This is a genomic window from Rhizobium sp. WW22 (assembly GCF_047041135.1).
Taxonomy (GTDB): Bacteria; Pseudomonadota; Alphaproteobacteria; order Rhizobiales; family Rhizobiaceae; genus Rhizobium.
In genome coordinates, this window is the sequence record NZ_CP178199.1 from 1,706,587 (window position 1) to 1,733,416 (window position 26,830).

Genomic DNA, 26,830 nt, shown 5'->3' on the forward strand with positions numbered 1-26,830 from the left:
TAATGCATCTAACACGCAGGCAGTTTGCCATTATGGCTTGCGCTTTGACGCTCCGGGCAGGTCAAAGTGCTGCGGCAAGTGAAGAGAAGGCCGTATTTTGGCAAGCGAACCTGGCCGATCGATCGATCAATATTTTCGGTTATGAACGCGTCAATGCCGCACTCGTGTCGGACATCGTTCGGGATGGGGAGCGGATATCAGAACAGGCGATTTCTGTTTATACCGACATCGGGCCGAATGCTCCACATCTTAAGTATTCGACGAACATAAAACAAATACCACCGGTTCTTCCATATTTGCCACCGGCTGACGCTGAATATCTGCGCCGCATTGTGTCGGCTGCCGCGGGCGCTCCGGTCGATCGACTTCCTGGATACGTGGTAAGCCTTCTGTTGATGGGGGAAGGGCAACACCCATGGACGCCAAGTGTCGAGGGTGTGATCATGGATCACGTGCGTTCCAGTGGAAAACAGATATCGCCGTTAATAAGCGATACGGACTTGATGTCCATATGGTCGCCACCTGATAGCTTCACGCTGGAAGCGGTCGGCGCCCATCAAATCAGTTATCTTCTCGAGAAACGTCGCCAACTGGGACCTATTGGGGGATACATGGAAACACTTTACGAGCAGCGGCGTGTATCCGAAATCACCCAATTGCGAGAAGAAATCCTCAAGGAGGGCGTGGTCAATCCGCTCGGCTCTCTTGCGGGACCACAATTCAAAGCGCTGCTACTGAAGCAGGTCTTGAAGATTGAGGCGACGCAGAATTTCCTTCTTCTCCCATTGGCCGTCTTACTCGGGAACAACGGTCTTTTGGAACTCATGAAGGCGAATGGCTTTCAAATTAAAATGTTGGCATAGCATTACCTCTTCCGCCTGAACTGCACGTCGTGGCGGGTGCAGAGCATTATGACTTTCTTGCACCCTGCAGCGCCGCGCTTGCCAAACTCGCCCCGATCATATGTACCGACCCGAACGGTTTCGATCGCGTGGAATTCCATCGCCTGATGAATGCGCAATTGATCGATTTCTTCCGCAGTAAGCTCCAGTAAACAAGTCGCTGCCAGGAGATTTACTTTACCGGCTGGCCAATGCAACAACGCGATCCGCAGCCGCTGAGAAGCCTTGCAGAGACACTTGGAAGCCCAAAGCATTGCCGCCATCGGCAACAACCTTGAGGTTCAAGCGGGAGCCGGTTCGCAATTTGGCAAGTGTCGGAGCGTCGATCGGAAGCAAGGCTATGCAGCCGTTCGGCAGGCAGGTACGAAAGCGCACCGGCTTCAAGGGCGGCTGATCGTCGATATTCGGTGTGACGCCCGAGTCGAGGACAATTCCGAACGGCAACAGCAGCGTCGCAAGCGCACTGCCGTCGGGACGCATCTGCATCTCGACGGCGAGCAATCTTTGACCGTTCTGCTGAGTTTGGTCTTGCGAGAGCGCGCAAGAAGGCGCCTTATCGCGCTGATTGCACGCAACATGCCAGTCCTGATACGTCTCCTGCAGGCTGGATGCACCGTTCGGCAGGGCCGATTGGGCAAAGGCCGCAGGTGCAAGCATCAGAGCAAAGCTCGCGGAGATGAAGGCGAGCACCGCATAAGAAATGCGGCCGATTGTCCGAAGTGAAATGAATGCGGAATTTGACAAAGGATAATATCTCTCAACTTGTAATATGGCCTTGTGCAATCGTTTCCGCAAAGGCCAGGATGAAGAGCTAGCGTCGGCAGCTACCCTTCGACGCGAACCGACGCGCCCAAGGGCGATCTCGCGCGGAAGCGCTTACGTGCATACCCATTCCCGCACGCTGCAGCGGGAGCCGGAGCCCTCGCATGCCTTGAGCGCGAGATCTTCAGCTTCGCGGCGTGTCGGCGCCGAATTCGCGCCCCACGGAGTGACGCGCTTGCCGCCTTCCTTGCCGGTGGCAAGCGCGCCGCAATGATTGTATGGAAAGCCGGTCTTATCGTCGTCATCCCAGTGACGATGATTGCGGAAGACACTGACGACGACGCAGCTTTTACCCTTATCCCGCTCGCAATGCTTGAGGGCGATATCCATGGCTTCCTGGCGCTTGTCGGCTCCCCAGAAGAAGCCGTATTTTTCATCAGGTGCGGAATAGGCGATGGCTGCCCATATGCCGCGCTCGTCAGGCGGGGGAGCCGGCGGCTGCTCAGTCGTGAAGAGATCGGCAGCCCACGGATGGGCGGCGGAGACAAGAAGCATGCCTATCGCTGAAATCGCGGATTTCAATCTCATGTTTAGCTCCCTTGCTTTCCTGCTGCCGAAGCCACGGAAATGACGACGCATCCGCTTCCTGTCGGCAAAAGCATGGCATCGCCGCCATCGTTGCCGAGCTGGTAGACACCGATTTGGTCGAGATTGTTGACGAGCTTGCTTCCGTTCGGGAACTTGGCCGAAACTTCCGGGCAAGACATTGTGAACGGTGCGACCCGAACCATTGCTCCTTCGCAGCCGGATGCGACCGGTGCTGCAAATACGATGCCGGCGGCCGGACCGCTATAGCCCTGCGTGGCATAGTTCATGCCCACAAGTGCCTGCACGGCATGCTTGTCGGCTGCCTCCTTGTTCCACACCGATTGGACATTGTACTGCGTGCCGTTGGTCAGCAGCTGCCCTAGAACCGGGAAAATCGTCGAACAGGAATGCAGTCCGGCCTGCTTGGCGTGCTGCAGGAACGGCGTATCGGGCAGCGCCTGATTGGCGTCGTTCGCTGCAGCGACCGCCGGCTGGGAGAGAAGATTACCCAAGACATCATATCGGACGGCGGCATAGCCGCCAGCAGAGACGATTGCGATCGCCAGCACCGAAAGGGCGGCGGTCTTTCGCCAGCTTCGCTTTGGCTCGGCTTGCTCGACCGCCAGGTTCTGAATTGCGGCATCCTTGGTGTTTCGCGACATGATGCGATCGTGAATTGATTGCTGGGTCATTGAAATCCATCCGTCACTTTATCGCCTTCACGGCTGTGGAAAGGCCTTTGAGATTTGCGGTCACGCTGATCGTCCTCCCATCCGCTGTCGGATAGGAAACCGTTGGCGCCGCACTTTTGGAAATCTGCTCGCGCAGTAGGGGTCCGACCGGCAGCATGCCGACGCACACCGTGTTGTTGCAGCCGTTGAACCGGACCTGTATCGGCTCCTTGCGGCCCTCGAATTGCAACAGGATACCGCCGTCGCTTTTGGCAACCGGGGCAGCGCGCAAGATCATATAGGGATCGCCCTTTTTCGTCGCTGCGAGCGACCAGCTGAATGCGACCTGCCCGGCCTCGTTCTCGATGATCTGGGTGACGTTGCAGACCCGCTGGCGAATTTTGAGATTTTCGTCGCAAATCAGCGTCCAGTTCTCGAAGGGACGAATGGTCCGCTGATAGTCGCCAAGCTTCACCTCCCCGGGAACAACGACCTCGGAAGGTTTTATACGAAACGCGGGAGAGGCAGCATCCTGTCCGGCTGCAATCGAGCCGAACAGGAGCATGCACATTAGGAAAGTCGGGACGCCGTAAAGCGCTCCTTTGATCATGACAGCCTCAATTCAGAGTGAAGCTGACGCCAGCGCCGACACCCACGTGTCCGCCGGCGGCCGTACCGGACAAATTCGCCCGGACGCGGCCGTTCTCGCTGGTGTAACCGGCGCCGAAGGCCACCGCGCCCTCGCCTCGCCAGACACCGCCACCGAGAGCCACGCTTGCCTTGCCCGGACGGTCATCATAACGAAGCGATGCCGCTGCAAGTCCGATTGCGGCCGCCTGCCTTGCCTCGGAACGGACGTCCCCAAGTTCCTGGTTCAGCTGGCCGAATTTCTGGTCCGTATAGTTGTTGGCGGAGGCCAGCGTGGTGGCGGCAGCCGTATCCGTATAGGATTTGACCTGAGTGATGCTGTCACCCAACTGGGCAACGTTCACCGCATCCGTGGGAGCGACACCCTTGCCGACGTTGGAAATGACCACCGGCGCATTCACGTCACCGCCCTGCAGCGTGATGCTGTTCTTCTTGCTGCCATCGGGATTGAGGTCATAGGTAACGGCGTTCTTGGTGATCGTTCCGACACCGGTCTGCAGGCTGTCGATCGCCTGATTGGTCGCATAAAGCTGCGATCCGTTGATGGCGTCGGTGCTGTCGGAAGAAATACGGCCGGCAGCGACGTTCGTGATGGTTCTTTCAGCCCCTTGAGAACCCACACTCACCGTTCCGACAGGCGCGGTGCCGGCAAAGTCGTAGTGCGTGCCTTGAAGGGTCGTGCCGGATGTGCCGACAGCAGCCTGTGTTGTGGAACCGGAGCCCAAGGCTACATCATTGGCATTGTTAGCCTGCGCACCCTGGCCGAGGGCAACCGCACCCTGCCCCGTCGCCGCAGATCCAAGTCCTGCCGCCAGGCTGCTCACGCCGCTGGCGACACTCTGCGGACCGATCGCAACGCTATCGGTGCCGCTGGCGGTGGAATCCGCCAGCGTCGAGTTGGCGTGGAAATACTTGATGCCGCCGCCACTCGTGATGTTGGTCAGCGTGTTGTTGACCGCGCCGAAGGCATCGTAGACCGTGGTGTAGTTGTTGCCCTGGACATTATAGGTCGGGCCGGTGATCGAGCCATCCGGATTGACCGTCGTGCCGCCGCCGATCAGGTTGGTGATGTTGGTGCCGAGACCCTTGAGCTGGCTGACGTTGACGGCGTCGGTGTTTGCCGAACCGGCGGCCAGATTGGTGAGCTTGCGCTCCGATCCGGCCGAGCCGATCGACACTTCGCCGACGGAGGTTTGCGGGCCCGTCAGGGCAAAGCCGGTATAGCCCGCCTGAGCACCCACGGTCGTTACCGATTGCGCGCCGAGCGCGACACTGTTGATATTGTTTGCCTGCGCGCCGGCGCCCAATGCGACCGACTGCACGCCCGCCGCCAGCGAGTTTGTGCCGAGGGCTACGCCGTCGGCCAGCATGACATGGGCATTCTGGCCGATGGCCGTGCCGCCAGGCGCGACCTGGTCGACGACCGCGCCGTTGCCGATGCCGATGCCGTTGTCGCCGTTGACCACGGTGGTCGGGCCGACCGCCACCGATTCCGCACCGACCGCAAGGGAGTCGCCTGCCGCCGAGTTGGCATGGAAGTACTTGCTTGGGGTCGTCGCTACCGAAGCGATGGCGCCCTGAAGCTGGCGAACGGTGACGGCGTCCTGCGCGTTGGTGCCGTCGGCAACATTGATGATCTGTCGATAGGCCGTGCTCGAACCGACCGAAACCGCGCCCAGCAGCGTTTTATCCGTCGTGTTGTATTGGATGAAGTTCGTCGGGCCGGCCGCGATCTGGCCGCTGGTGGGTGCCAGGGGACGATCGGAAACCGAGTCGGAACCGAGGGCGACCCCGCCTTGGATGGTGGCCTGGCTTTGTCTTCCAAGTGCCAGGGCATCGCCTGCCGCAGCGGTCGCGTTATAGCCGACGGCTGTGGAACCGACACCCTGAGCCGAGGAATCGCTGACGGCAAGCGTGCTGTCATTGGTGCGCACATACCGGATGCCCTTACCGTTGGCATCGGTATAGGTCGTCGATGTGTCGCCGGCGATGTTGTTGATCGTATTGCCGAGATTGGTCAGGTTGCCGTTGATGGTGGTGACCGTCGTGTTGAGACTGTCGACCGCCTGGTTGGTGGCAAAGAGCTGCGAGCCGTTGACCGCGTCTGTCGAGCCGCCGTTGAGCTGGCCGGCGGCGACATTCTGGATCTGGCGCTCGGCGCCCGCCGAACCGACCGAGAAGGCGCCCGCCGGAGTGGTGCCGGCAAAGGTGTAGGCGGTACCGCCGATTGTTGCGCCCGAGACCGCCGTCGTCGCACCCGATGCCGAATTCAGACCTATGGCCACATCACCGGCATTGTTGGCGACCGCATTCGGACCGACGGCAACCGAATCCGTCCCGAGGGCTTGGGAATCCGGCAAGGTGGAATTGGCATGGAAATATTTGATGCCGCCACCGGTGTTGATGTTGTTGACGATATTGCTGAGATTGGTGATGCCTGTCGTGTTCAGGTCAACCTGCTGATTGGTCGCAAAGAGCTGCGAGCCATTGACGGCGTCCGTCGAACCGTTGTTGAGCCGGCCCGCCGCGACATTGGTGATGGTGCGCTCGGCACCCACCGCGCCGACGCTGACCGTCGAGGCCGGTGTTGTGCCGGCGAAGTTATAGGTGTTGCCGCCGATCGTGGTGCTGGGGGTGCCGACCGCGACAGCGGTCACCGAGCCCGAGCCGAGGGCCACGTCGCCTGCGTTGTTGGCGACGGAAAGGGCGCCCAACGCGAGGGCGTTCTGAGCGCCGGCGCTCGCTCCTGCGCCGAGAGCGCTCGCTTGAACACCGGTCGCAAACGCATTCTGGCCGATTGCGGTGCTAGATGTCGCCGTCGCATTGGCATTGGGGCCAATGGCGGTGCTGTAGTCGCCCGTCGCCTTCGAGATGTATCCCAACGCCGCTGCGTCGAGGCCGGAAGCAGTCGCGCTGTTGCCGGCCGCTATGGCGTTTGCGCCCGCCGCCGTCGAGAGAGGTCCGATCGCAACCGATTCCGCGCCCGTCGCCGACGAATCCGCCGCCGTCGAATTGGCATGGAAATACTTGATGCCGCCGCCCGTATTGATGTTGTTGACCGTCGTACCGATGGCATCGACCGCCTGATTGGTGGCAAAGAGCTGCGAACCATTGATGGCGTCGGTGGATGAGCCGCTGATCCGGCCCGCCGCGACGTTGGTGATGGTGCGCTCGGCACCAACAGCGCCGACACTCACCGTCGAAGACGGGTTGGTGCCCTGGTAGGCGTAGGTTGTGCCGTTGACCACCCCACTGGCGGTGCCGACCGCCGCGGCGGTCACCGAGCCCGAGCCGAGCGCCACGGCGCCTGCATTGCCGGCCGTGGCGTTGGCGCCCAGTGCGAGCGCATCCGCGGCACTAGCATTTGCCTGTTTGCCGAGAGCGGTTGCCTGAACGGCGGTGGCAAAGGCATTCTGGCCGATCGCGGTGCTGGACGTGGCTGTCGCATTGGCATTGGGGCCCATGGCAGTGCTGAAGTCACCCGTGGCCTTGGCTATGTATCCAAACGCGGCCGAGTCAAGGCCGGAGGCACCCGAAGCGTTGCCCGCCGAGATGGCATTCGCCCCTGACGCGACCGAGAGAGGTCCGATCGCAACCGAGTCCGCCCCGGTCGCCGATGAATCCGCCGCCGTCGAATTGGCATGGAAATACTTGATGCCGCCGCCGGTGGTGATGTTGTTGACCGTCGTGCCGATGGCGTCGACCGCCTGGTTGGTCGCAAAGAGCTGCGAGCCGTTGACGGCGTCCGTGGACGACCCGCTGACCCGGCCGGCCGCGACGTTGGTGATGGTGCGCTCGGCACCAACAGCGCCGACACTCACGGTCGAAGACGGGTTGGTGCCTTGATAGGCATAGGTCGTGCCGTTGACCACCCCGCTGGCCGTGCCGACGGCGACAGCGGTCACCGAGCCCGAGCCGAGGGCCACGTCGCCGGAGCTTGCCGCCGCCGTCGCGCCGTTACCCAGTGCAACATTGCCGACGAAACCGGAAGCGCCTGCGGTAGAACCGTTGCCGAGCGCAACCGAACCCTGGCCGATCGCCTTGTTGTTATTACCGATCGCAACCGCGCCGGGTGCCTGGTTGGCGGCGGTGGCGCTTGCCGTGCCATCGCTGTTGGCGATGTTGTTGGCACCGCCGGTGAAGGCGCCCGTGCCGCTCGCATAGCTCGGATCACCGATCGCGACCGCGCCGTTGCCATAAGCGGTGTTGCCGGAGCCGATGGAGACGGCCTTGCCGCCGGTCGCAACCGCGTTGTTACCCATGGCGACCGCTTCGGCCGCATCCGCCTTGGCATTCGGGCCTACGGCGATCGCCGATGCGGCGGATGCGATGGCGCTCTGGCCAATGGCCGTGGCGCCGGTACCGCTGGCAGCGGCCTGGTAGCCTGCAGCGAGCGATTGACTTGCACTGGCTACCGTGCCGATGCCGAGTGCGGTACTGCCGGCACCGCTGGAGTTGGCGCTGACGCCGGCTGCCAGAGAGTTGTTCCCCGTCGCCTGCGCTCCAGATCCATATGAGGAGGCGTTCGTGCCGCTGGCGACCGCCTGGCGTCCTGTAGCGGTGGAATTGTCGCCGCTGGCGTTGCTACCGGCGCCCACGGCAGTCGATAAAACACCACCAGAATTTGCATTGTTGCCGAGCGCGACGCCGGAAGTCGCGGTGCTGGCAACGATTGAGCCCGAGCCGATCGCAACGCCACCACCAGCGGCGAGCGCTTGCGCCTGGTTACCCAAGGCAACGCCGAAAGCCCCCGACGCAACGGTGGTTGGGCCAATTGCGAGCGAGTTGGTTCCTGATGCGGCGGCATTCGTGCCGAGAGCGATGGTGTCCGTGTTGGAGGCCTTGGCCAGATACCCCATGGCGGAACCTCTTAGGGCGGAAGCCGCTGCCCCATTGCCGATCGCCGTAGTTTGGTTTGCCGTTGCGGCGGCCGACGTGCCGAAAGCGCTAGATCCTGTCCCCGTCGCAGACGAACTCGAACCAACGGCATTCGCCCATGCCCCCGTGGCCGTCGCGGCGGAGCCAAGCGCAACAGACTCGAACGTGAAGCCGGAAGGAGCGGTGCCGCTTGCATTGGCATTCGTACCGATGGCAATCGGAGAGCCGCCGCCCGTTCCGGCGTTGGCCGTGGAGCCTACGCCCATGGCAATGGCGGAACCGTTTGAAGATGAGGCATTGGAGGATAATCCAATCGCGACCGAAGCGCCACCGGAAGCGGTAGCCGTAGAGCCGAGGGCAAGTGCGTTCGCCCCGTTTGCTGTGGTGTTGACACCAAAGGCCGACGCTCCAGCCACCAGTGCGCGTGCGTTCCCGCCCACAGCAAGAGCGTTTACGCCGGTGGCGTTCGCGAAGACGCCCATGCCGATTGCATTGAGGCCATTCACAGAGTTGGAGTAGCCTACGATGATCGAACCATCGCCGGTTGCGCTGTTTGCATTTCCAATCGCCAGCGAATTCGAACCATTCGCATTGGTGCCAGCGCCAATGGCAGTCGCGCTCGCACCGGCGGCGTGAGCGCCGCAACCAAGAGCCGTACTGCCGGCGGTTGCAGCGGTGGGATTAGTGCAGTTAGCGGGGTTGCTGACAACCCCATTGCCGATGGCGACCTGTGCGAAGGCCGCCTGCGGTGTCATGCCACCAATGACGGCAAGCAGCACTCCGACAGCGCCGCCTACTACAGGTGTCCCTATGCCCAAGCGAAGGCGCTTCATACCCAACACCCGATGCGCCATCCGCAGTACAGCCATCAGGCGCCGCCGGAGCGACCGATCGGTACGATCGGCTGAAACAAAGTTTCCAGCCAATCCTATACGAGATTTAGTCTGCAGATGTTCCCCAACGCATTCCCTCATGCTGCCTTCTCCTCGCTGCTATCTGGACGAGCGAGCACGCGTGAATCCGCATCTGCGGCTGCGTCGTCTTTGAAATTATGCGCTTGCAGAAGCGCGCGACCCATTTTGGCGGCTTGGCTTTCGAGCTGCTCGCGGACGGTATCGACCCACGGCTGCGTCAACTCCGGAACGGAATACAAGGCGGCATCCGCCCGATCGGGGGGAAGCTTCATCGTCACCAAAGCGCGGCAGACATCGAAATGGAATAGCGGCTCCCCTTCTCCGTAAGCCGGAGAGGTCAAACCGAAGACCAGGCAGGCAAATAGATAATCGACTTCCGCGCCGCTCAATCGGCTGGCATATCGGTCTTGCAAGGCAGTCCAGGCTACCTCGATCTTCGGAGCAAAGATTTCAAATTCAGGGAATTGAATGTCCATACCGCACCGGATAGTTACCGTCCGGGAAGATGGCCTTATTTCAGCGCAAGCGTATTTTATAAAATTCCGGATTTTTTTTAGAAAATTACGGTTTTTTGCCTAGCCGGCTGCGGGTGTAGCCACTTTGCCACACTTAACCTGAAGCTGTTCTGCACGAAGAGGCGAACCGCCGGACGATAAGCACCAAGCGGTTCTTTCCATTCCGAAAAATCTCTTCTGCCGCATGAGCGGAAGACGCCCATCCCCGCCATACATCTCTCGCATGGACGCGGGAAATAGCGAATTTGGGAATACTCGAATTGGATTGGGGACAGAAGCGGCTTGCGTTCAAGCCCATGCGGTTATCGCATATATCGGAGCTCTGTAGGCGTGCGTCCCCGGTATCTCTTCATCGTGGTCGCCAAATGGCTTTGATCCGAAAACCCCGCCATATAGGCAATTTCCGCGATCGCGATTTCACCTTCGGCCAGCAATTTTTCGGCGAGGTCTAACCGCAGATTTATGAGGTAGCGGTGAGGCGGCATGCCGAATGTCTTGGCGAATCTTACGATGAAATGATTGGGTGAAATGCCGGCGACAGCCGCCAGTTCCGCGACATGAACCTTTTCCGTAAAATGTTCACGGAGATACTCTTCAACGCGACGGGCGCTTTTGGCGGAGAGCCCTCCCCTTGGCGACGGAAGCTGTTTCATATTGCTTGCATAGTTGCGGATGAGATGGGTACTAAAGAGCGTAACCAATGAATCCAGAAAGAGTTCATTCGGAGTTGCCTTCCCGGTTAATTCGACAGAAATCCTCTGCGCAATATCGAGCGCGATCGGATCGACGGTTCCGAAGGCAGGTGGCCGGAGTTCTACGTTCGCGAGATCGAACTCCTGAAGCGCCAGCTCCGACAGAGTGTCCGGAGGAATGGCGACGACAAGATTTTTCCTGGTTTCGGACCAGGCAAGGCTGCTATCCACACCGGCGGGATTGATGATGAGGCAACCGACAGGCGCATCATATTGGGTGATTCGGTCGCTGCCGAGAGAGGCTCGCAAGCCGCGCATGGGAGCCAGTACAATCCCCATCGCATGCTCTTTGGCGAGAAATGTCTGCGATCCGGGATTGCGTACGGAATTGATAACGCTCCCGCGGGCGGTCGTCTTTCTCGGCCCTGCATGTTCAGGGATTATATCGAACACATATCGTTCGGCCCGTTCCCGGACCTCACCCGCATAGCCCATTCTTCATCGCCCCGCCCGAACGAAGTCCTGCAAATACTAACAGGCAGATCAGATCCCACTTTCATTTGAGATCTCATTTCCCAACTCTGCCCGCCGCTTGCCGCCGCAAGCAGCTTATTGCGGAAGATTAAATAGTATAAATCGCCAAGTTTGGAAGGGGAGATAGCCATATAGCTAAGAAAGGGTATGCCATCAGACCATTTCATCTTATAGTTGAAATTAAATCTATTTCAAACCAGTTAAACGTGTATTCAAATTTTAAGCCATATTCCCTTAAAAGTAGGAAAAATACTGCGATCTGTTCGACCTTAGGTTTTGCCCCGGCCTTTTTCATATAGATCCCATGCAACGTCCACCATCGCCAGAAGCACGTCTTTTTGGTTCCATCCCGCCGCTGTTGCAGCTTGAACAATTTCACTGACAATAGGCTGCAATTGGCGTTGGCACTCGCTTGAGAGGTCCTCCGCACTTCCTTGAGGTGGCTCGCTAAATTTGAATTCTACCATTCTCACTCTCGCAGTCGTAATATATGTCAGCTATCACATTCCCAACGCAAAATAAATCTGAAAGGAAGCTCGGGGATTTTCAAGAGCCAGCATCAAATCACACTATCGTTATGCTGCAAGCAAGGCAAACTTCATTACAGTCATTAACTCTATATCATTGGGCGACTCCCCGACCGAAGCATAATAGATACAAGAAAAGCGGAAGTTATTCTGAGGCCCAGACAAGGGACTTCAAAGCCCCCCGGCAAATCTCTAGTGCTCATCGACAGCCATAAATAAAGCCGCAGCATTGCGGTGATGACGATTGATCCAGGCCGCCATGATCGGATGCAGCCACGTCAACCAATCCGCGAACATCTGTCGTCGAGATCAAGCGCGCGCCCAACGCTATGCGTCCGATGGATTAAGGTGAACTGCGAATCGCTGGCAATCATGCCGCGCCGCGACAGGTAAGATGCAAAGCCGCGGGTCTCCGGATCATTGGCCAAGCCCTGCAGACTGATGTTATCATCGGCTGCCGTCGTCCGCCGCGGAAAGGCGGTGAATATGTCTCTACGGATCAAGCGAATTTACGAACCCGCGGACGGCGGCGGCGGCAAGCGTATCCTGGTCGACCGTTTATGGCCTCGCGGCATCAGCAAGAGCTAGGCCGGCGGCGTTACGCCGCGTCAGGTGCAGCGTTCGATGGTAGCGATAACTGTCTCCACCGTATTCAGATGACCACCCGCGCCGGAATGTCCTTCTTCGGCAGGAGCCGTGCCATGGCGCTCAAAAGATCCGTCTGCGATATCAGACCGAGGACGCGCCGGTCGGCATCGACGACGATGACCGCATGCGTTCGTCCGTCCGTCAGAACGGGCAACAACGACAAAGCGGGATCGGCAGCATCGGCAACCGCCGGCTTCGATACGGCGTGCACGATAGTGTCGAGGCCTGCCGAGAGCTCGCGCAACCCGACCGTACCGATGAGGCGACCCTCCCGGTCCTTCACCGGCAAGGTGCGAATATTGTGTTTCAGCAGAAGTTGCCGTGCGTGCTGCGGCCCTGCGTGCTCGTCAATAGCAATGACATCGCGCGACATGATGTCGGCGCAGCTTATATCTCCATGCGATCGTATCGCTGCCTGCAATTCGACCTGCCGCAGAAGGCGGCTGAGGTCGGCGCGATCAATATCGAAGGTCTCGTCAAGCACGCCCAGGGCGGCATCGACGTCCTCCTCACGAAAGCCTACCCGCAAAGGCGGCGGCAGATCGCGCGTCTGATGGGTGTTTTCGGCTGACTTGGCGACGACATGCGGATAGTTGCGCCTCGAGAGCTTGTGAAACACCAGGCCGAGGCCGACGAGTATGCAGGAATTCAAGGCAACCGGTACGAAGGGAAACAGAAAGCCCCAGCCCGCAACGACCGGGCCGCCGAGAACGGCGGTCAGCGCGGCCGCGCCGCCCGGCGGATGCAGGCATCGCGTAAATGACATGGCTCCTATCGCAAGCGAGACGCCGACCCCGATCGCGATGATCGGGTCGTGGATCAGATAGGCCGCGATAATACCCATCATGGCCGAAATAGTATTGCCGCCGATGATCGACCACGGCTGGGCGAGCGGACTTGCCGGAACCGCGAAAAGCAGCACTGCGGACGCTCCCATCGGCGCAACGATCAGCGGAAGATGCGGCCCCTGCCCGAAGAGATAACCGCTGATGACCCCCGTAAGGCCAATGCCGATCAAGGCGCCAAGGCAGGCGATCAGCCGTTCGCGCAAGGTGGCTCCGGCGAGGATCGGGGAAAACAGGCGGAACCGGCTGGAGCCGGCCTTGTGGGGCTCTGAATGCTGCATGATGGAACCAGTTTAAGGGAGAATCTCTCGAGGATGAACGGCAGGACGCCGGCTAGTTCGGCAACGACGGCACGCTCTTTCCCTTAGTGGCGCCGAGGACTTCATGAAACGCATCGAAGGAACTCGGGCGATCGGTTTTGCGAGAGATCAGAACCGTATCGACGACGGCGAGCTGATGCGTCGCCGCCGGCGCCGGCCAGTGCATGAGATCGAGAACCGACCTTGGCATGACGCCTGCCGCATTGCCGGTCGCTACACTGGCCAGGATGGCATGATAGGAACCAAGTTCGGTCGTCGGCAAAGCGCTCGACCTGCGTGCCCAGCCCTCTGCAATCCTGCGATAAGTGCATCCGGGCTCCAAAGCGGCAATCGATCCGACCCGCAAATCGGCGGCGGATCGGATCGCAGGATGGCCGGAGGGCAACAACAGCAGCAGATCCTCGACAAATACCGGTTCGGCTTCGAGCTGCCTGAGTTCGTCCGCGAAATCTGGATCCTCATCCAGCATCGCTTTCGGCGGCCGGGCGATCAGCGCGCAATCCAACACATCGCGCAGAACATCTCGGGCAAGGTCGCGGGAAGCGCCAAGCGTCAGCTGGAGCGCCACATCCGGCCACATATGATTGAACCGGCTGAGCGCCGCGGGCAGCCGGCTTGCCGCCGTGCTTTCCATCGTTCCCAAGCGCAAGGTGCCTGTTGGGCGCCGAGGCCTGACCGCCTGGCGTGCCTCAAGAGCAAGCGCCGAAAGACGATTGGCATAGACGTGGAACGTCTCGCCCTCTTTTGTCAGCGTCATCTTCTTGCCGTCACGGCTGAAGAGCAGGACGCCGAGGTCGTCCTCCAACTGCTGGATGCGCGTCGTCACGTTCGACGGCACGCGTCCGACGGCCTTCGCAGCCTTGGTCACACTGCGATCGCTCGCGACCGCCAGAAATATTTCGATCGATGAAAGGTCCAACGAAAAGATCTCGATTCAGGAATTAAGCTGCCTTATCATTCCCTATATAAAAATCATTCCCGCAGCTCAAGCATGTTGGCCTGCCCGGACCGGGAGCATTGGAACGCATGGCAAAATCGGATCGACACGAAACCGACGAAGACATCCGAGAATATGCGTCGCCCGCCTGCATGCTGCACGAAGTCGACCCGGCTTATAGCAGCATCTCACCCCACGAGAGCCGGATCTCGGATATTTTCGCGTGGCGAAAGATGCAGCGGCAGCGCTTGATCGATGACCGAAAGGCGTTGCCATCGGCACAGCGGAAAGCCTATACGCGCTCGATTGCTGATCATCTCGATCAGATCGTTGGTGACGTCAGCGGCAAATGTATCAGCCTGTTTTGGCCATTCCTGGGAGAATCGGACCTTAGAGAATGGATGGCAGCCGCAACGGCGCGCGGCGCAGATTGCCTGTTGCCCGTGGTCGTGGCGAAGGCAACCCCGCTAGTATTCCGATCCTGGAAAATGGGAGAGAGGCTTGAACGCGGGGTATGGAACATTCCTGTACCCGCGGAAGGCAAGGAAGCCATTCCTGATATCGTCATCGCGCCATTGGTCGGCTTCGATCCCTATTGCTACCGTCTTGGCTATGGGGGTGGTTTTTTCGATAGAACCCTCGCCGCTCTCGAGCGCAAGCCTTTGGTCATCGGCGTCGGCTTCGAATCGCAGGCGATCGACACCATCCGTCCGCTCGCTCACGACATTCCGATGGATGTGATCATCACGCAAACGGGACCGCGCCATCGATGATCTCCCTGCGCAATAACCGGTTCGCTCGGCATATGTCAGACCGATACGCGCAGCAGCATCATTCAACATCCAGATCAAAGAAGTGCTGGGTCGCAAGGGCGGCAGCCCCCCGCGCCCACGAACCTGGCACCCAGTCAGGAAGTAATTCCGGCGTATTCAAGAAGACATATTTCGCCATCGAACGCCGTATCGGCTCGAGAATCGCTTCGCCGAACTGCATGGCTTCGCCGCCGGCAATGAGAACCTCGGGATCGAACAGGTTCACCAGATCGGCCAGATGGCGACCGATCAGCTCGCCGGCTTCCGCCATGACTTGGAGAGCCGCCGGATCGCCGCCATCGATCGCGGCTGCGAATTCGTCGCGATTGGCCTTTGCGCCTCTCTGTCGGCCCCAGTCCTCGATCATCGCAGCCTCGGCTGTGTGAGCCTGGAGGCAACCCCGTCTCCCGCATTCGCAAAGTCGGCCGCCGGGTACCGTAATGACGTGACCGAGCTTTCCGGCCAAGCCATGGCTTCCGTGATAGATCTCTCCTCCCATGACCAGCGAAGACCCGACACCGGTACCGACGGCGATCGTCGCGAAATTGCTGTAGTTGCGGCCCGCACCGAAGAGCCGCTGCGCGACAGTGAAGGCGCTGATGTCGTCGTCGATCCAGACCGGGACACGGACCCGTTCACGCAGCAATTCGGGAAAGGCAAGATTGCGCCAGCCAAAGCGCGGGCTCTGGACGCAGATGCCGTTGACCGCATCCACCTCGCCGGGGATGGAAACGCCGACGCCCATAACGGGTGATCCGGTGCGGCCGGCATCGGCAAGAAGTTTCGGGATCGCTGCCACAATCGCCTCGACCATCGTTTCCGGCCGCGTGTCCGGCACAGGCATATCGAAGGAGGCGATCGGCATCGTGGCGAGATCGGTAAGGACGCAGTCGATGCTGTCGTGGCGAAGCTTGAAACCGACAGCCAGGTGGCCGTCGTAATTGATATCGACCGGCACGGGCCGCCGTCCCGTCGCACCCGTCTGTGCCTTTCCCTCGATGACGAGCCTCTCGTCGATCAATTCCGTGACTACAAAAGTCACTGCCGCGGGGCTCAGGCCCGTCACGGTGGCGATTTCGGCACGCGGCATCGGCCCCCGGTTTCTGAGCAGGTTGAGGATGAGCCGCCGATTAAGGGCTCGGGAAGTACCAGGGTTGCCGCGCACGGTGATCCTTAAATTAATTTTGTAAATTAACTATTGTCGCTTCTCGGAAGATACGGTATGCAATAGCACATGGCAATGGAGGAATGTCTGCTTGTATCAGCACAAGCGGAATTGCCGGTTTATTGCGTAATTTCTGAAGGTTAGCGGCTGCCCATATCTGTGGGCGGGCCTGGATTTGATGTGCCTAGGGAGGAAATAGATGGCATCGAAGAACGAACTTTCACTCGTCAATGCAATTAAGGCGTCTCGGCGCCAGTTCATCATGGGCACGGGGGTCGCCTTGGCGACCACGGCGCTTTATCGCCCGGCAATTGCCAATGGCGGCGAGGTGACGATCATTTCGGATATCGGCAATGCTGGACAGCGGGCCGTCCTTGACCGCATCGCGGCTGATTTTACCAAGAAGACCGGGACGAAAGTCACCATCAACAATATGGATCACGAAGCCCACAAGACGGCCATCCGTAGCTATCTCGTTGTCGGCGCTCCCGATGTCTGCTTCTGGTTCTCCGGCAATCGAATGAAGGCTTTTGTCGATCGCGGACTGTTCGACGACATTTCCGACCTGTTTGCCAAGGAAGGCTATAGCGACAAGCTCGGTGCCACGATGACAGCAGTTACCGTCAACGGCAAGCAGTACGGTCTGCCGCTCGGCGGCATTCTCTGGGGTCTTTTCTATCGCAAGGATGTCTTTGCCGAGAAGGGCTGGACAGCGCCGAAGAACTGGGACGATTTCCTGAAATTCGGCGAAGCGGCGAAATCCGCCGGCATGACACCGATCAGCATGGGCACGAAGGAACTCTGGCCGACCGGCGGCTGGTTCGACCACATGAACCTGCGCATCAACGGTCTGGACAAGCACCTCGCCCTGATGGAGGGCAAGATTCCCTATACCGACCCGGTGCTGAAGCCGGTCTTCGACAAATGGGAAGAGCTCATCAAGGCCAATTTCTTCTCCGCAAGCGCACCGTCGTTCGGCTGGGAACAGGCCGGGGCGGCATTGGCGCAGAAGAAGGCTGCAATGATGGACCTCGGAGGCTTCATCAAATCCGCCTTCCCGGCAAGCGACGAAGGTCAGATCGCCTTCGCTCCCTTCCCGGAAATCGTCCCCGGCGTTCAACGCTATGAGGATTTCTCGGTCAACTCCGTGCATATTCCGGCCAAAGCGAAGAACCGGCAAGGTGCGCGCGATTTTCTCGCCTACCTCTATCAGCCTGACAATCTCGGCGCATTCCTCGAAGCCGAAGGCACCATTCCGCCACGCAACGATTGCCCGCCAAGCAAGGACCCCCTGGTCAATATCGCCGTGGAGTCGCTCAAGAGCGTGAAGGGAACGTCGCAATATTACGACCGCGACACCGATCCGGACATGGCGCAGGACGGAATAAAGGGCTTCCAGGAATTCATGGTCAAGCCGGAGCGGCGTGACCAGATCCTGGCACGGCTCGAAAAGACCCGCGCGCGCATTTTCAAATAGTCCTCCCGGACCAGGGCGCGGCGGGGCGTCGGCTTACACGACGTCCCGTCGCGCCTCTCTTGAAGAATCGCGCTTCCAGAAATGTCCTGAATTATCGAACCAAGAAGTCTGAGCCATGTGGAAAAAACACAGGAACTGGCTGACGCCCGTCCTCTTCATTGTGCCTGGATGCATCCTGTTCGGAACGATCATCATCGCTTCTTCCGTGGAATCGATCTGGATTTCGTTTTTCGATTGGGATGGCGTCGGGCAGAAGAACTGGGTGGGATTGGCAAACTATTCCGAACTCTTTGCCGATCAGCAATTCTACGTCTCGCTGAAGAACAACATCATCTGGCTCGTCATGTTCATGGCGGCACCGCCGCTCGGGTTGGCGCTGGCGCTGCTCGTCAACCAGCAGATCGCTGGCATGCGAATCTTGAAGTCGCTTTTCTTCATTCCGCTCGTACTCGCCACAGTCACGGTCGGCGTCGTGTTCGGTTGGGTCTATGATCCGAATTACGGACTTCTTGCCCTCATATTCAGTCTCTTTGGAGCAACGGCGCCTGCCCTGCTTGCCGATGAGCATTTCGTGACCTTCGCCGTGGTTATCGCCGCGCTCTGGCCGCAGATCGCCTTCTGCATGGTGCTTTTTCTCGCCGGTCTTAACAATCTAAGCTCCGACATCATCGGCGCCGGGCGCGTCGACGGAGCCCGCGGCTGGAACATGCTCTGGCACGTCGTCCTGCCGCAATTGCGCCAGGTGGGTTTCATTGCCCTCGCCGTAACGGTCGTCGGCGCATTGCGATCCTTCGACATGATCGCGGTGATGACATCGGGCGGCCCCTTCGGCTCATCGGAAGTGCTGGCCTATCAGATGTACGAGCAGTCGATCTTCTCCTATCGCTTCGGCTACGGCGCAGCCATCGCCACCGTCCTCTTTGCAATCATGATCGTTTTCATCACCTGGTATCTGCGCGTCATGGTGCGCATGGAACGGGAGACACGCTGATGTATCCTCGCCCAATCCCTGAAGAAAAGCCCGCGCTTCGCGGCCTTTATGCCGGCTTCGTCGGCCTGATCCTCATACTTTGGCTGCTGCCGCTCGTTGCCGTCATGCTGACGGCGGCCAAGACGGCTGATGAAATCATGGCCGGCAAATACTGGACGTGGCCCGAGCATTTCAATCTCGTCGAGAATTTCCAGGCGGTTTTCCAGCAGACCAACATGTGGGGCTATTTCATCAACAGCCTCATCATCACCCTGCCCTCGGTGCTGCTGGTTCTCGTATTCTCGACCCTGACGGGCTATGTGCTCGCCCGCTATAATTTCCGGGGCAACGCCCTGCTCTTCTCACTCTTTGTCGGCGGCAACTTCCTGCCTGCGCAGATCATGATGATCCCGGTGCGCGATCTCATGGTTTCGGTCGGCCTATACGATACCTATTTCGCGCTGATCATCTTCCATGTCGCCTTCCAAACCGGTTTTGCGACCCTGTTCATGCGCAACTTCATTGCAGCTTTGCCGGACGAATTGTTCCAGGCGGCGCGTGCGGAAGGCGCCTCCCCCTGGCAGACGATGCGCCATGTCGTCATACCACTGATGCGGCCTGCCCTTGCCGCGCTTGCGATCCTGATCTTCACCTTCGTCTGGAACGATTATTTCTGGGCAATCGTGCTGACGCAAAGCGATGTCGTCAAACCGGTGACGGCGGGCCTCAACAACCTCAGGGGCGAATGGACATCCGCTTGGAACATCGTGGCGGCAGCAACCCTGTTCGTCGCCGTCCCGCCGGTCCTGATGTTCTTCCTGATGCAAAAGCATTTCATCGCGGGCCTGACCATGGGCGCCGTCAAGGGCTGACATGTCCCGCACCGCGCGAACAGATTTGGAGTATCATTCATGAGCCATGTACAGCTGATCGACATCGACAAACATTACGGCGGCTACCACGCCCTGCGTTCGGTCAATCTTTCCGTCGACAAAGGTGAATTCATCGTCATGGTCGGCCCATCTGGCTGCGGCAAATCGACCACGCTGAAGACGATTGCGGGGCTCGAGACCATCAGCTCAGGCGAGATCTGGATCAACGGCCGCAACGTCACGCGCGAGGAGCCAGGCGATCGCGGCATTGCCATGGTCTTCCAATCCTACGCGCTTTATCCGCACATGACGGTCGCCGAGAACATGGGCTTCGGCCTGAAAATGGCGAAGCGGCCGCAGGTCGAAATCGACGCTGCCGTCAAGCGGGCCGCTGATATCCTCCGAATATCCGACCAGCTCGACAAGCGCCCGAAGCAGCTTTCGGGCGGCCAGCGCCAGCGCGTCGCCATCGGCCGTGCCATCACCCGCGCGCCGGAAGTCTTCCTCTTCGACGAACCGCTCTCCAATCTCGATGCCGCGCTGCGCACGCAAATGCGCGTCGAGCTTTCGACGCTGCACCAGCAGCTTGGCTCGACGATGATCTATGTGACGCATGATCAGGTCGAGGCGATGACCATGGCGAGCCGCATCGTCGTGTTCAACAAGGGTATCATCGAGCAGGAAGGCGCGCCGCTCAATCTCTATCACAATCCGGCGAACCAATTCGTCGCCGGCTTCCTCGGCGCGCCGCGGATCAATTTCATCAATGCGAAGCTCGTTTCCCTTCGTGACGGTGTAGCTGAAGTCGCACTTGAAGGCGGTAACACGACGGTTCTCGTTCCTGTAACCGATGTCGGCGATCTTAAAGCACAGGCGAGCCTCACCCTCGGCGTTCGGCCAGAATCGCTGAAGATCGGCGCCTCCAGCGAGGACACCGCAATTGCCTTCGATGGCAAGGTCCGCCTCGTCGAGCAGCTCGGACGCGAAACTATTCTCTACGTAGACGCGGGTCCGCTCGCAACGGTCGGCTCTGAAAGCGGGACACGCAATTTCACCGTTCAGCTCGGCAACGCGACCGGCTTTTCGGCTGGCGAGCAGATCAAACTGTCCGCCGCCACATCCTCCCTCTACCTCTTCGGTCCCGATGGCAGAACCCTCAGCCGACCGAAGTCCATCATTGCCTCTCTGTAAAGAAAGCTTGTGACCTCATGAAAGTTTTGGAAAGAAAGCCGCTCTCTGTCTGGCGGACGCTCAACCTTGACGGCTTCATGGTCGGCGTTCCGCATTATCCCGAACACGTCGACGAGAGCTATTGGGACCGCGATGCCGAACGCATGGCCGCTGCCGGGTTCAACACGGTGCGCATGGCGGAATTCGCCTGGCATATCATGGAGCCGCATGAGGACCATTTCGACTTCTCTCTCTTCGACAAGGCGATTGCCGGCCTCGCCAAGCACGGCGTCAAGACCATTCTCTGCACGCCAACGGCAACGCCGCCGCGCTGGCTGACCGCGAAGTACCCTGAAGTCCTGCGCGTGGATGCCAACGGGAGACAAGCGAGCCATGGATCGCGGCAGCATTGCGATACGACGAGCCCGGTGCTGCGGCGGCACAGCCAGCGTATTACCCGTGCGATGGCCGAGCATTACCGCGACAATCCTGATGTCATCGGCTGGCAGACGGACAACGAGCTCAATACGACGACCTCCGAAAGCTACTCGCCGTCCGCGCTCATCGAGTTCCAGAAGTTCTGCCGCGCAAAATATGGAACGATCGAAGCCCTGAACTTTGCCTGGGGCGGCGACTTCTGGGCAACGGCTTACCAGACCTTCGACCAGATCGTCTTCCCGCAGCCGATGAATCCGTCCTTCTCCAGCCCCGGTCACGTGCAGGACTATCATCGCTTCCTCGCCTTCGCGACAGCTCTCTTCCAGCACGATCAGGTGGAAATCCTGCGGGCGACCAATCCGGCATGGTTCATCTTCCATAATCTGGGCGGCCTTGTGGACATCGATTTCCGCGGCCAGTTCGGCCAGGATCTCGATTTCATCGGCTTCGACATCTACCCGTTCCTCTATGACGAGATGCGCCGCGGCGGCGGTCATGCGGTCACGCAGGCCTTCCATCTAGACCAATGCCGCGCCTATTCCGGCAATTTCATCGTTCCGGAACAGGCGTCCGGCCTCGGCAGTCAGCCGGGCTTCTCCTCCTCCGTGCCGGAGCCCGGCGAGATGCGCCGCATGGCGATGACTTCGGTGTCGCGCGGCGCGGACGGCCTTATGTTCTTCCGCTGGCGCCCGGCGCATTTTGGCGCCGAGATCTACTGGAACGGCATTATCGACCACGATGACGTACCGCGCCGTCGCTACGAGGAAGCCAAGCAATTCGCATCCGACATCCGCAAGATCGAGGGCAAGCTGCTTGGCACGACCGTCCGCATGGATATTGCCATCGCCGGCGCGGATTTCGACAATCAGGAAGCCTACAAGACCTATGCGATCGGCCTGCCAAGCCCGATGCAGGATGCAGCCCATCTGCACCGCGCATGCTATCAGGCCGGTATTGCCTGCGGCTTCATCCATCCGGAAGATGATCTCTCACGCATCAAGGCGCTCTATGTTCCCCATTGGGTCATGTGGAAGGAAGAGTGGTCGGCAGCGGTGGAAAAGTTCGTCGCCAACGGCGGCACGCTCATCCTGTCGGCAATGACAGGCACCCGCGATGACAACAACCACATCATCCGCACCCAGGCGCCAGGCACCGCACTTTCCAAGCTTTCCGGCGTCAGCGTCTACGAATTCGGACCAGTCTCCGCTCCGGGGGCGGATGGGTTGTTCAGCGGTTTCCGCGAGGGCGGCATCGGCAGCCATCAGCCATCCCCGCGTCCGCCGGCATCCTCGGCCTCACGCAAATATGCCTATATGATCGGCAATCGTCAGCTTGAGGCCGGGCACCTTTACGAGAAGCTGGAAACGACCGCAGATACCGAGATCGTCGGCCGCTGGTCCGACCGCTTCCTGGAAGGCACGCCGATGCTGACGCGCCGCCGGCATGGCAACGGGCAGGTCTATTATCTCGGCACCTACCTCACCGCGCCGCTTGCAGAGGTCATCGGGGAGATTCTCGTCAGCAACGGCGTTGCCGCACCGCTGGTAGAGAACCTGCCTGCCGGTGTCGAAGTGTCGCTGCGCGAGAGCAATGACAGGAAGCTACTGTTCGTGCTCAATACGGAGCATGAAACGAAAACCGTCGATCTGCCTGAAGGGATTGACCTGCTGACCGGCAGGACGATATCGGGACGGAGCGAGCTTCAAGGCTACGGCGTGCTTGTGATCGAGCAATCCGTCTGACACGATCCGCAAAGCGCGGCGCCGGGGGTGAAGCCTCGGCACCGCGGCCCTACCTCGATCAACCCTCATCGTCACCGTTTGCCAGCGGCACGAACAATCCGAGCTTGACGTCGCGCAGCACCACATTCGTATGCATGCGCCGGATCTGCGGATTCTCCGCCATGATTACGGCGGCGATATCATCATAATGCTCGACATCCCGCGCAGTGACGATCGCGATGAGATCGACAGCGCCCGTGACATAATAGACCTGCTGGATATGGTCCTGCTTTTCCGCCCAAAGGCGGAATTTCGCAAGCGCATCGTAATTGTCCCGCTCGATCTCCATGCCGACGATGAACACCATCGGCGTCCCGGTCGCCTTGCGATCGACAACTGCGATTTCCGCCTTGATGATACCGTCCTCACGCAGCCGTTTCAGGCGCCGTTGCACCGCTGACGTCGAAAGCCCGACCTCCTCGGCGATCGCTTCGGCCGTGAGCTGGCAATTGCGCTGGACGATATCGAGAATATCGCGATCAAAACGATCCGGACTTTCCATTTCCCTACCCCTTTATGCGCGATGAAACCAGGCGACGACATCTCTATTCCATCATAAAAGATGCACAAGAAATACATTTTTGCTTTTTTTATGCAAATTGATCGGAAATTGCGCGCAAATTCGGCTGGTCTTCGCGATATTCTCCGCAAATTGTTTTTCATCGGAATTATATATGACAGAGCTGCCCTCCCAGGCTCTTTGTGTGGAAGATCTCCACAAGAGCTTTGGGTCACATCAGGTTCTCAAGGGCGTTTCAACCACCGCCAAACAAGGGGACGTGATTTCCATCATCGGCTCGTCCGGCTCCGGGAAAAGCACGTTCCTGCGGTGCATAAACCTGCTTGAGATGCCCGATCGCGGCCGCATCGTCGTCAACGGCGAGGAAGTCGCTCTGAAGCAGGGGCGCCATGGACAGATGCAGCCGAAAAGCTGGCGCCAGATCGAACGCATGCGCAGCGGATTGGGCATGGTGTTCCAGAGCTTCAATCTCTGGGCTCACATGACCGTCCTCGAAAATATCATCGAGGCGCCGGTGCATGTCCTTAGCGTTCCTCGCCGCGAGGCGATTGAGAAGGCAGAGGCTCTTCTCAATAAAGTCGGGCTTTACGACAAGCGCGACGCCTATCCCGCCTTTCTCTCCGGGGGACAGCAGCAAAGAGCCGCGATTGCCCGCGCGCTTTGCATCGATCCGGCCGTGATGCTCTTCGACGAGCCGACATCGGCGCTCGATCCCGAACTGGTCGGCGAAGTCCTCAAGGTCATCCGCGATCTCGCCGAGGAGGGCCGAACCATGCTGCTGGTCACCCACGAGATGCGTTTTGCCCGAGACGTCTCGAACCATGTTCTCTTCCTGCATCAGGGACGGATCGAGGAGGAAGGTCCGCCCCGGCAGATCTTCGACGCCCCGATCAGCACCCGCTGCCGAGAATTTACCGGCATGCTGACGACCTGATCCACTCCAATTCGCAGACAACACATTAGGAGAATCCCATATATGAGACTGGTTTCCACATTATTCGCCGGACTGGCCTTCGCGCTTTCCTCGATGACAGCGCAGGCCGAGGTTCGCTTCGGCATCATGAACGAATCCTATCCGCCCTTCTTCGCCAAGGACGCCTCCGGCAAATGGCAGGGCTGGGAAATCGACATGATGGACGCCGTCTGCAAGCAGATGAAAGAGAAATGCTCGATCGTCGAGCTTTCCTGGGATGGTCTCATCCCGGCGCTTCAGAGCAAGAAATTCGATGTGATCTGGTCATCGATGTCGAACACGGCGGAGCGCTCGAAGATCATCGACTTCACCGACAAATATTATAATACACCCAGCACGCTGATCGGCCCCAAGGACCAAAAGACTGGCGCCACGGCAGACGACGTCAAGGGCAAGACCATCGGCATCCAGGTGTCGACCATCCAGTCGGAATATTACAAGAAGTACTTCGCCAAGGTCGCGGATGAGAAGACCTACCAGACGCTCGACGAGGCGTTTCAGGATCTCGCTGCAGGGCGCATCGACTATGTCTTCGGCGATTCCCTTGCGCTTGACGCCTTCCTGAAAAGCGAAAGCGGCAAGGATTGCTGCGCCAAGATGGGTGACGTCGCCGACGACAAGGAAGTCCTCGGAGCCGGCGTTTCCGGCGGCCTTCGCAAGGAAGACACCGAGCTGAAGGCAAAGCTCAACGCGGCAATCGCCGCGGTGCGCGCCAGCGGAAAATACGACGAAATCACCAAAAAGTATTTCAGCTTCGATATCTACGGCGCCAAATAAACGATCGCGACGATGGCGACTTCCTCACAAGGCATTCTGGACCTGCTCTCCCCCTATCCTCCCGGATGGGGTGGAGTGCTCTTGACCGGGGCTGCCTCCACGGTCGCCATCTCCGCCGGCGCTTTTCTGATAGGCCTCTTGCTCGGCACAGGCGGAGCATTGGGCAAGCTCTCGGGCATCAGGCCGCTCCGGCTACTGCTCGAACTCTATACGACCGCCGTCCGCGCCGTTCCGGAGCTGATCCTGATCGTCGGCCTCTATTACGCGGGCATGGATGGCCTCAATCGGCTCCTCGCCGCGCTCAATCTGCCGGCCTTCGAGTTGAACGGCTTTGCGGTCGCGGTCGCCGTACTCGGTTTCGTGCAAGGCGCCTATATGACGGAAGTGCTGCGTGGCGCGATCCTGGCGATCCCCGTCGGCCAGATCGAGGCAGCAAAGGCATTCGGCATGGGTGCACGCCTGCGCTTCCGCCGCATCATTCTGCCCGCCTTGCTGCCCAATGCCCTGCCCGGCCTTGCCAATCTCTGGATGTCCGTCACCAAGGATAGCGCTCTCGTCGCGGTGGTCGGCTACCAGGAACTAGCTCTCGCCACGCGTCTCGCCGGCGCTAGCACCAAGCATTACTTCATCTTTTTCCTGGCATCCGCCCTCATCTATCTCGCCCTCACACTCGTCTCGAATGCCATATTCAATCTGGTCGAGCGGCGAGTGCGGCGCGGCCAGCCGAAGCTCGCGTGAGGAGTGCCGGCATGACCTTTTCATGGATATCCGTCTATTGGCCGCTTCTGTTGACGGGAGCCGTGCAGACGCTGTCGCTGCTTGCGATCTCCGTCGTCTTCGGCTTTGTGATCGCCATCGGCCTCGCCTTCGCCCAGATCAGCGGCGGCCCCATCCTGCGAAGCCTTGCCCGTGGTTATTGCACCTTCTTCCGGGGCACGCCGCTGCTGATACAGCTCTGGCTGCTTTACTATGGGGTCGGCTCTCTTCTGCCGATGATTCCGGGTATACGTCAGAGTCTGTTCTGGCCGATCCTGCGCGAAGGTTTCTTCTTCGCGGCCGTCAGTTTCACGCTCAACTATGCGGCCTATGAGGCGGAGGTTTTGCGCGGCGCATTGCTTGCCGTTCCGAAAGGCGAACTGGAAGCCGGACGCGCATTCGGCATGCGACCCTTCACGCTGACGCGGCGCATCTGGCTGCCGCGGGCCATTCGCATCGCACTGCCGACGATCGGCGGCGAAATCGTCATGCAGCTAAAGGCCACTCCGCTCGCCTTCACCGTCACCGTGATGGATCTCTACGCCGTTGCCACAAAAGTTCGCCAGGACACCCTGCTGGTCTACGAACCGCTTGTTGTCGTCACCGTCTTCTATCTCATCATCACAGCCATCATCGCGCGAAGCTTCCGTTTCCTGGAAGCGCAGGTGCCGGTGCGGCGCTAACCCACGGCACGAAGGAGAGATCAAACCTCTCCGCTGATCCGAACCATTCTGGAGA

General features: G+C 59.5%; 23 protein-coding genes and 1 pseudogene. 12 read left to right on the forward strand and 12 right to left on the reverse strand.

The window, feature by feature from the left end; all coding sequences use genetic code 11:
- Nucleotides 1-2: 2 nt before the first annotated feature.
- Complete coding sequence (locus ACK83U_RS26900) at nt 3-863, forward strand: hypothetical protein (protein WP_112603098.1); 861 nt, start codon at nt 3-5, stop codon at nt 861-863.
- A 216-nt stretch (nt 864-1,079) separates the two neighbouring features.
- On the opposite strand, the gene ACK83U_RS26905 is transcribed toward ACK83U_RS26900, so the two are convergent.
- From ACK83U_RS26905 to ACK83U_RS26940, 8 genes are all read right to left on the reverse strand, one after another.
- Entirely contained in the window at nt 1,080-1,559 is a 480-nt protein-coding gene (locus ACK83U_RS26905) for an invasion associated locus B family protein (RefSeq protein ID WP_412474935.1), read from the reverse strand.
- Between the two features lie 219 nt (nt 1,560-1,778).
- Nucleotides 1,779-2,252 (reverse strand): DUF4189 domain-containing protein, encoded by a 474-nt coding sequence (locus tag ACK83U_RS26910; protein ID WP_112337099.1) that lies wholly within the window; start codon nt 2,250-2,252, stop codon nt 1,779-1,781.
- A 2-nt stretch (nt 2,253-2,254) separates the two neighbouring features.
- Nucleotides 2,255-2,944, reverse strand: coding sequence for a hypothetical protein (locus ACK83U_RS26915; RefSeq protein WP_112603096.1), 690 nt, complete (start codon nt 2,942-2,944; stop codon nt 2,255-2,257).
- A 13-nt stretch (nt 2,945-2,957) separates the two neighbouring features.
- Nucleotides 2,958-3,533 carry an invasion associated locus B family protein gene (locus tag ACK83U_RS26920; protein WP_112603094.1) on the reverse strand — a complete coding sequence of 192 codons (576 nt, stop codon included), beginning with the start codon at nt 3,531-3,533 and terminating at the stop codon, nt 2,958-2,960.
- Between the two features lie 7 nt (nt 3,534-3,540).
- Nucleotides 3,541-9,282, reverse strand: a complete 5,742-nt coding sequence (locus tag ACK83U_RS26925) for a beta strand repeat-containing protein (RefSeq protein ID WP_412474936.1) — start codon at nt 9,280-9,282, stop codon at nt 3,541-3,543.
- Nucleotides 9,283-9,419: 137 nt separating this feature from the next.
- Nucleotides 9,420-9,839, reverse strand: coding sequence for a hypothetical protein (locus tag ACK83U_RS26930; protein ID WP_112603090.1), 420 nt, complete (start codon nt 9,837-9,839; stop codon nt 9,420-9,422).
- A 341-nt stretch (nt 9,840-10,180) separates the two neighbouring features.
- Entirely contained in the window at nt 10,181-11,065 is an 885-nt protein-coding gene (locus ACK83U_RS26935) for a helix-turn-helix domain-containing protein (protein WP_112337104.1), read from the reverse strand.
- 308 nt (nt 11,066-11,373) lie between these two features.
- Nucleotides 11,374-11,571, reverse strand: a complete 198-nt coding sequence (locus ACK83U_RS26940) for a hypothetical protein (protein ID WP_112603088.1) — start codon at nt 11,569-11,571, stop codon at nt 11,374-11,376.
- A 546-nt stretch (nt 11,572-12,117) separates the two neighbouring features.
- Between ACK83U_RS26940 and ACK83U_RS26945 the strand changes: the two are divergent.
- Nucleotides 12,118-12,213: pseudogene (locus ACK83U_RS26945) on the forward strand (DUF488 family protein); the annotation flags it as partial.
- Nucleotides 12,214-12,283: 70 nt separating this feature from the next.
- Here the strand turns inward: ACK83U_RS26945 and ACK83U_RS26950 are convergent.
- Together ACK83U_RS26950 and ACK83U_RS26955 are read right to left on the reverse strand one after the other, a co-directional pair.
- On the reverse strand, nt 12,284-13,405 hold the full coding sequence (locus ACK83U_RS26950; RefSeq protein WP_412474937.1) for an HPP family protein: 1,122 nt from the start codon (nt 13,403-13,405) through the stop codon (nt 12,284-12,286).
- Nucleotides 13,406-13,457: 52 nt separating this feature from the next.
- The gene (locus ACK83U_RS26955) at nt 13,458-14,363 is read right to left on the reverse strand and encodes a LysR family transcriptional regulator (RefSeq protein WP_112603084.1); all 906 of its coding nucleotides are present in this window, start codon (nt 14,361-14,363) and stop codon (nt 13,458-13,460) included.
- 107 nt (nt 14,364-14,470) lie between these two features.
- On the opposite strand from ACK83U_RS26955, the gene ACK83U_RS26960 reads away from it, so the two are divergent.
- Nucleotides 14,471-15,154: a 5-formyltetrahydrofolate cyclo-ligase gene (locus ACK83U_RS26960; protein WP_112603082.1), complete on the forward strand. Its 684-nt coding sequence runs from the start codon at nt 14,471-14,473 to the stop codon at nt 15,152-15,154.
- A 58-nt stretch (nt 15,155-15,212) separates the two neighbouring features.
- On the opposite strand, the gene ACK83U_RS26965 is transcribed toward ACK83U_RS26960, so the two are convergent.
- Entirely contained in the window at nt 15,213-16,358 is a 1,146-nt protein-coding gene (locus ACK83U_RS26965) for an ROK family transcriptional regulator (RefSeq protein WP_112603080.1), read from the reverse strand.
- A 199-nt stretch (nt 16,359-16,557) separates the two neighbouring features.
- On the opposite strand from ACK83U_RS26965, the gene ACK83U_RS26970 reads away from it, so the two are divergent.
- The 5 genes from ACK83U_RS26970 to ACK83U_RS26990 all read left to right on the forward strand — a co-directional run bounded on the left by ACK83U_RS26970 (nt 16,558) and on the right by ACK83U_RS26990 (nt 23,027).
- Nucleotides 16,558-17,835: an ABC transporter substrate-binding protein gene (locus ACK83U_RS26970; RefSeq protein WP_112603078.1), complete on the forward strand. Its 1,278-nt coding sequence runs from the start codon at nt 16,558-16,560 to the stop codon at nt 17,833-17,835.
- 115 nt (nt 17,836-17,950) lie between these two features.
- Entirely contained in the window at nt 17,951-18,826 is an 876-nt protein-coding gene (locus ACK83U_RS26975; RefSeq protein ID WP_112603076.1) for a carbohydrate ABC transporter permease, read from the forward strand.
- Nucleotides 18,826-19,677 (forward strand): carbohydrate ABC transporter permease, encoded by an 852-nt coding sequence (locus ACK83U_RS26980; protein ID WP_112337112.1) that lies wholly within the window; start codon nt 18,826-18,828, stop codon nt 19,675-19,677. The genes ACK83U_RS26975 and ACK83U_RS26980 overlap by 1 nt, the downstream gene beginning before the upstream one ends.
- Before the next feature lie 39 nt (nt 19,678-19,716).
- Entirely contained in the window at nt 19,717-20,868 is a 1,152-nt protein-coding gene (locus ACK83U_RS26985) for an ABC transporter ATP-binding protein (protein WP_112603074.1), read from the forward strand.
- Between the two features lie 17 nt (nt 20,869-20,885).
- Entirely contained in the window at nt 20,886-23,027 is a 2,142-nt protein-coding gene (locus tag ACK83U_RS26990) for a beta-galactosidase (protein WP_112603072.1), read from the forward strand.
- A gap of 58 nt (nt 23,028-23,085) precedes the next feature.
- Here ACK83U_RS26990 and ACK83U_RS26995 read toward each other — a convergent pair whose 3' ends face one another.
- Nucleotides 23,086-23,568 carry an Lrp/AsnC family transcriptional regulator gene (locus ACK83U_RS26995; protein ID WP_112337115.1) on the reverse strand — a complete coding sequence of 161 codons (483 nt, stop codon included), beginning with the start codon at nt 23,566-23,568 and terminating at the stop codon, nt 23,086-23,088.
- A gap of 172 nt (nt 23,569-23,740) precedes the next feature.
- Between ACK83U_RS26995 and ACK83U_RS27000 the strand changes: the two genes are divergently transcribed.
- The 4 genes from ACK83U_RS27000 to ACK83U_RS27015 are packed head-to-tail and all read left to right on the forward strand — an operon-like array spanning nt 23,741 to nt 26,775.
- Nucleotides 23,741-24,520: an ATP-binding cassette domain-containing protein gene (locus ACK83U_RS27000; protein ID WP_112603070.1), complete on the forward strand. Its 780-nt coding sequence runs from the start codon at nt 23,741-23,743 to the stop codon at nt 24,518-24,520.
- A gap of 42 nt (nt 24,521-24,562) precedes the next feature.
- The gene (locus tag ACK83U_RS27005; RefSeq protein ID WP_112603068.1) at nt 24,563-25,336 is read left to right on the forward strand and encodes a transporter substrate-binding domain-containing protein; all 774 of its coding nucleotides are present in this window, start codon (nt 24,563-24,565) and stop codon (nt 25,334-25,336) included.
- Nucleotides 25,337-25,348: 12 nt separating this feature from the next.
- Nucleotides 25,349-26,074, forward strand: coding sequence for an ABC transporter permease (locus ACK83U_RS27010; protein ID WP_112603066.1), 726 nt, complete (start codon nt 25,349-25,351; stop codon nt 26,072-26,074).
- Between the two features lie 11 nt (nt 26,075-26,085).
- On the forward strand, nt 26,086-26,775 hold the full coding sequence (locus ACK83U_RS27015) for an ABC transporter permease (protein ID WP_112603064.1): 690 nt from the start codon (nt 26,086-26,088) through the stop codon (nt 26,773-26,775).
- Nucleotides 26,776-26,830 lie beyond the last annotated feature (55 nt).

Excerpts from the sequence above, each read along its gene's own strand:
- ACK83U_RS26900 (WP_112603098.1), top strand. The coding sequence starts at position 3 with ATGCATCTAACACGCAGGCAGTTTGCCATTATGGCTTGCGCTTTGACG.
- ACK83U_RS26905 (WP_412474935.1), bottom strand. The coding sequence starts at position 1,559 with ATGCTTGCACCTGCGGCCTTTGCCCAATCGGCCCTGCCGAACGGTGCA.
- ACK83U_RS26910 (WP_112337099.1), bottom strand. The coding sequence starts at position 2,252 with ATGAGATTGAAATCCGCGATTTCAGCGATAGGCATGCTTCTTGTCTCC.
- ACK83U_RS26915 (WP_112603096.1), bottom strand. The coding sequence starts at position 2,944 with ATGACCCAGCAATCAATTCACGATCGCATCATGTCGCGAAACACCAAG.
- ACK83U_RS26920 (WP_112603094.1), bottom strand. The coding sequence starts at position 3,533 with ATGATCAAAGGAGCGCTTTACGGCGTCCCGACTTTCCTAATGTGCATG.
- ACK83U_RS26925 (WP_412474936.1), bottom strand. The coding sequence starts at position 9,282 with ATGAAGCGCCTTCGCTTGGGCATAGGGACACCTGTAGTAGGCGGCGCT.
- ACK83U_RS26930 (WP_112603090.1), bottom strand. The coding sequence starts at position 9,839 with ATGGACATTCAATTCCCTGAATTTGAAATCTTTGCTCCGAAGATCGAG.
- ACK83U_RS26935 (WP_112337104.1), bottom strand. The coding sequence starts at position 11,065 with ATGGGCTATGCGGGTGAGGTCCGGGAACGGGCCGAACGATATGTGTTC.
- ACK83U_RS26940 (WP_112603088.1), bottom strand. The coding sequence starts at position 11,571 with ATGGTAGAATTCAAATTTAGCGAGCCACCTCAAGGAAGTGCGGAGGAC.
- ACK83U_RS26950 (WP_412474937.1), bottom strand. The coding sequence starts at position 13,405 with ATGCAGCATTCAGAGCCCCACAAGGCCGGCTCCAGCCGGTTCCGCCTG.
- ACK83U_RS26960 (WP_112603082.1), top strand. The coding sequence starts at position 14,471 with ATGGCAAAATCGGATCGACACGAAACCGACGAAGACATCCGAGAATAT.
- ACK83U_RS26970 (WP_112603078.1), top strand. The coding sequence starts at position 16,558 with ATGGCATCGAAGAACGAACTTTCACTCGTCAATGCAATTAAGGCGTCT.
- ACK83U_RS26975 (WP_112603076.1), top strand. The coding sequence starts at position 17,951 with ATGTGGAAAAAACACAGGAACTGGCTGACGCCCGTCCTCTTCATTGTG.
- ACK83U_RS26980 (WP_112337112.1), top strand. The coding sequence starts at position 18,826 with ATGTATCCTCGCCCAATCCCTGAAGAAAAGCCCGCGCTTCGCGGCCTT.
- ACK83U_RS26985 (WP_112603074.1), top strand. The coding sequence starts at position 19,717 with ATGAGCCATGTACAGCTGATCGACATCGACAAACATTACGGCGGCTAC.
- ACK83U_RS26990 (WP_112603072.1), top strand. The coding sequence starts at position 20,886 with ATGAAAGTTTTGGAAAGAAAGCCGCTCTCTGTCTGGCGGACGCTCAAC.
- ACK83U_RS26995 (WP_112337115.1), bottom strand. The coding sequence starts at position 23,568 with ATGGAAAGTCCGGATCGTTTTGATCGCGATATTCTCGATATCGTCCAG.
- ACK83U_RS27000 (WP_112603070.1), top strand. The coding sequence starts at position 23,741 with ATGACAGAGCTGCCCTCCCAGGCTCTTTGTGTGGAAGATCTCCACAAG.
- ACK83U_RS27005 (WP_112603068.1), top strand. The coding sequence starts at position 24,563 with ATGAGACTGGTTTCCACATTATTCGCCGGACTGGCCTTCGCGCTTTCC.
- ACK83U_RS27010 (WP_112603066.1), top strand. The coding sequence starts at position 25,349 with ATGGCGACTTCCTCACAAGGCATTCTGGACCTGCTCTCCCCCTATCCT.
- ACK83U_RS27015 (WP_112603064.1), top strand. The coding sequence starts at position 26,086 with ATGACCTTTTCATGGATATCCGTCTATTGGCCGCTTCTGTTGACGGGA.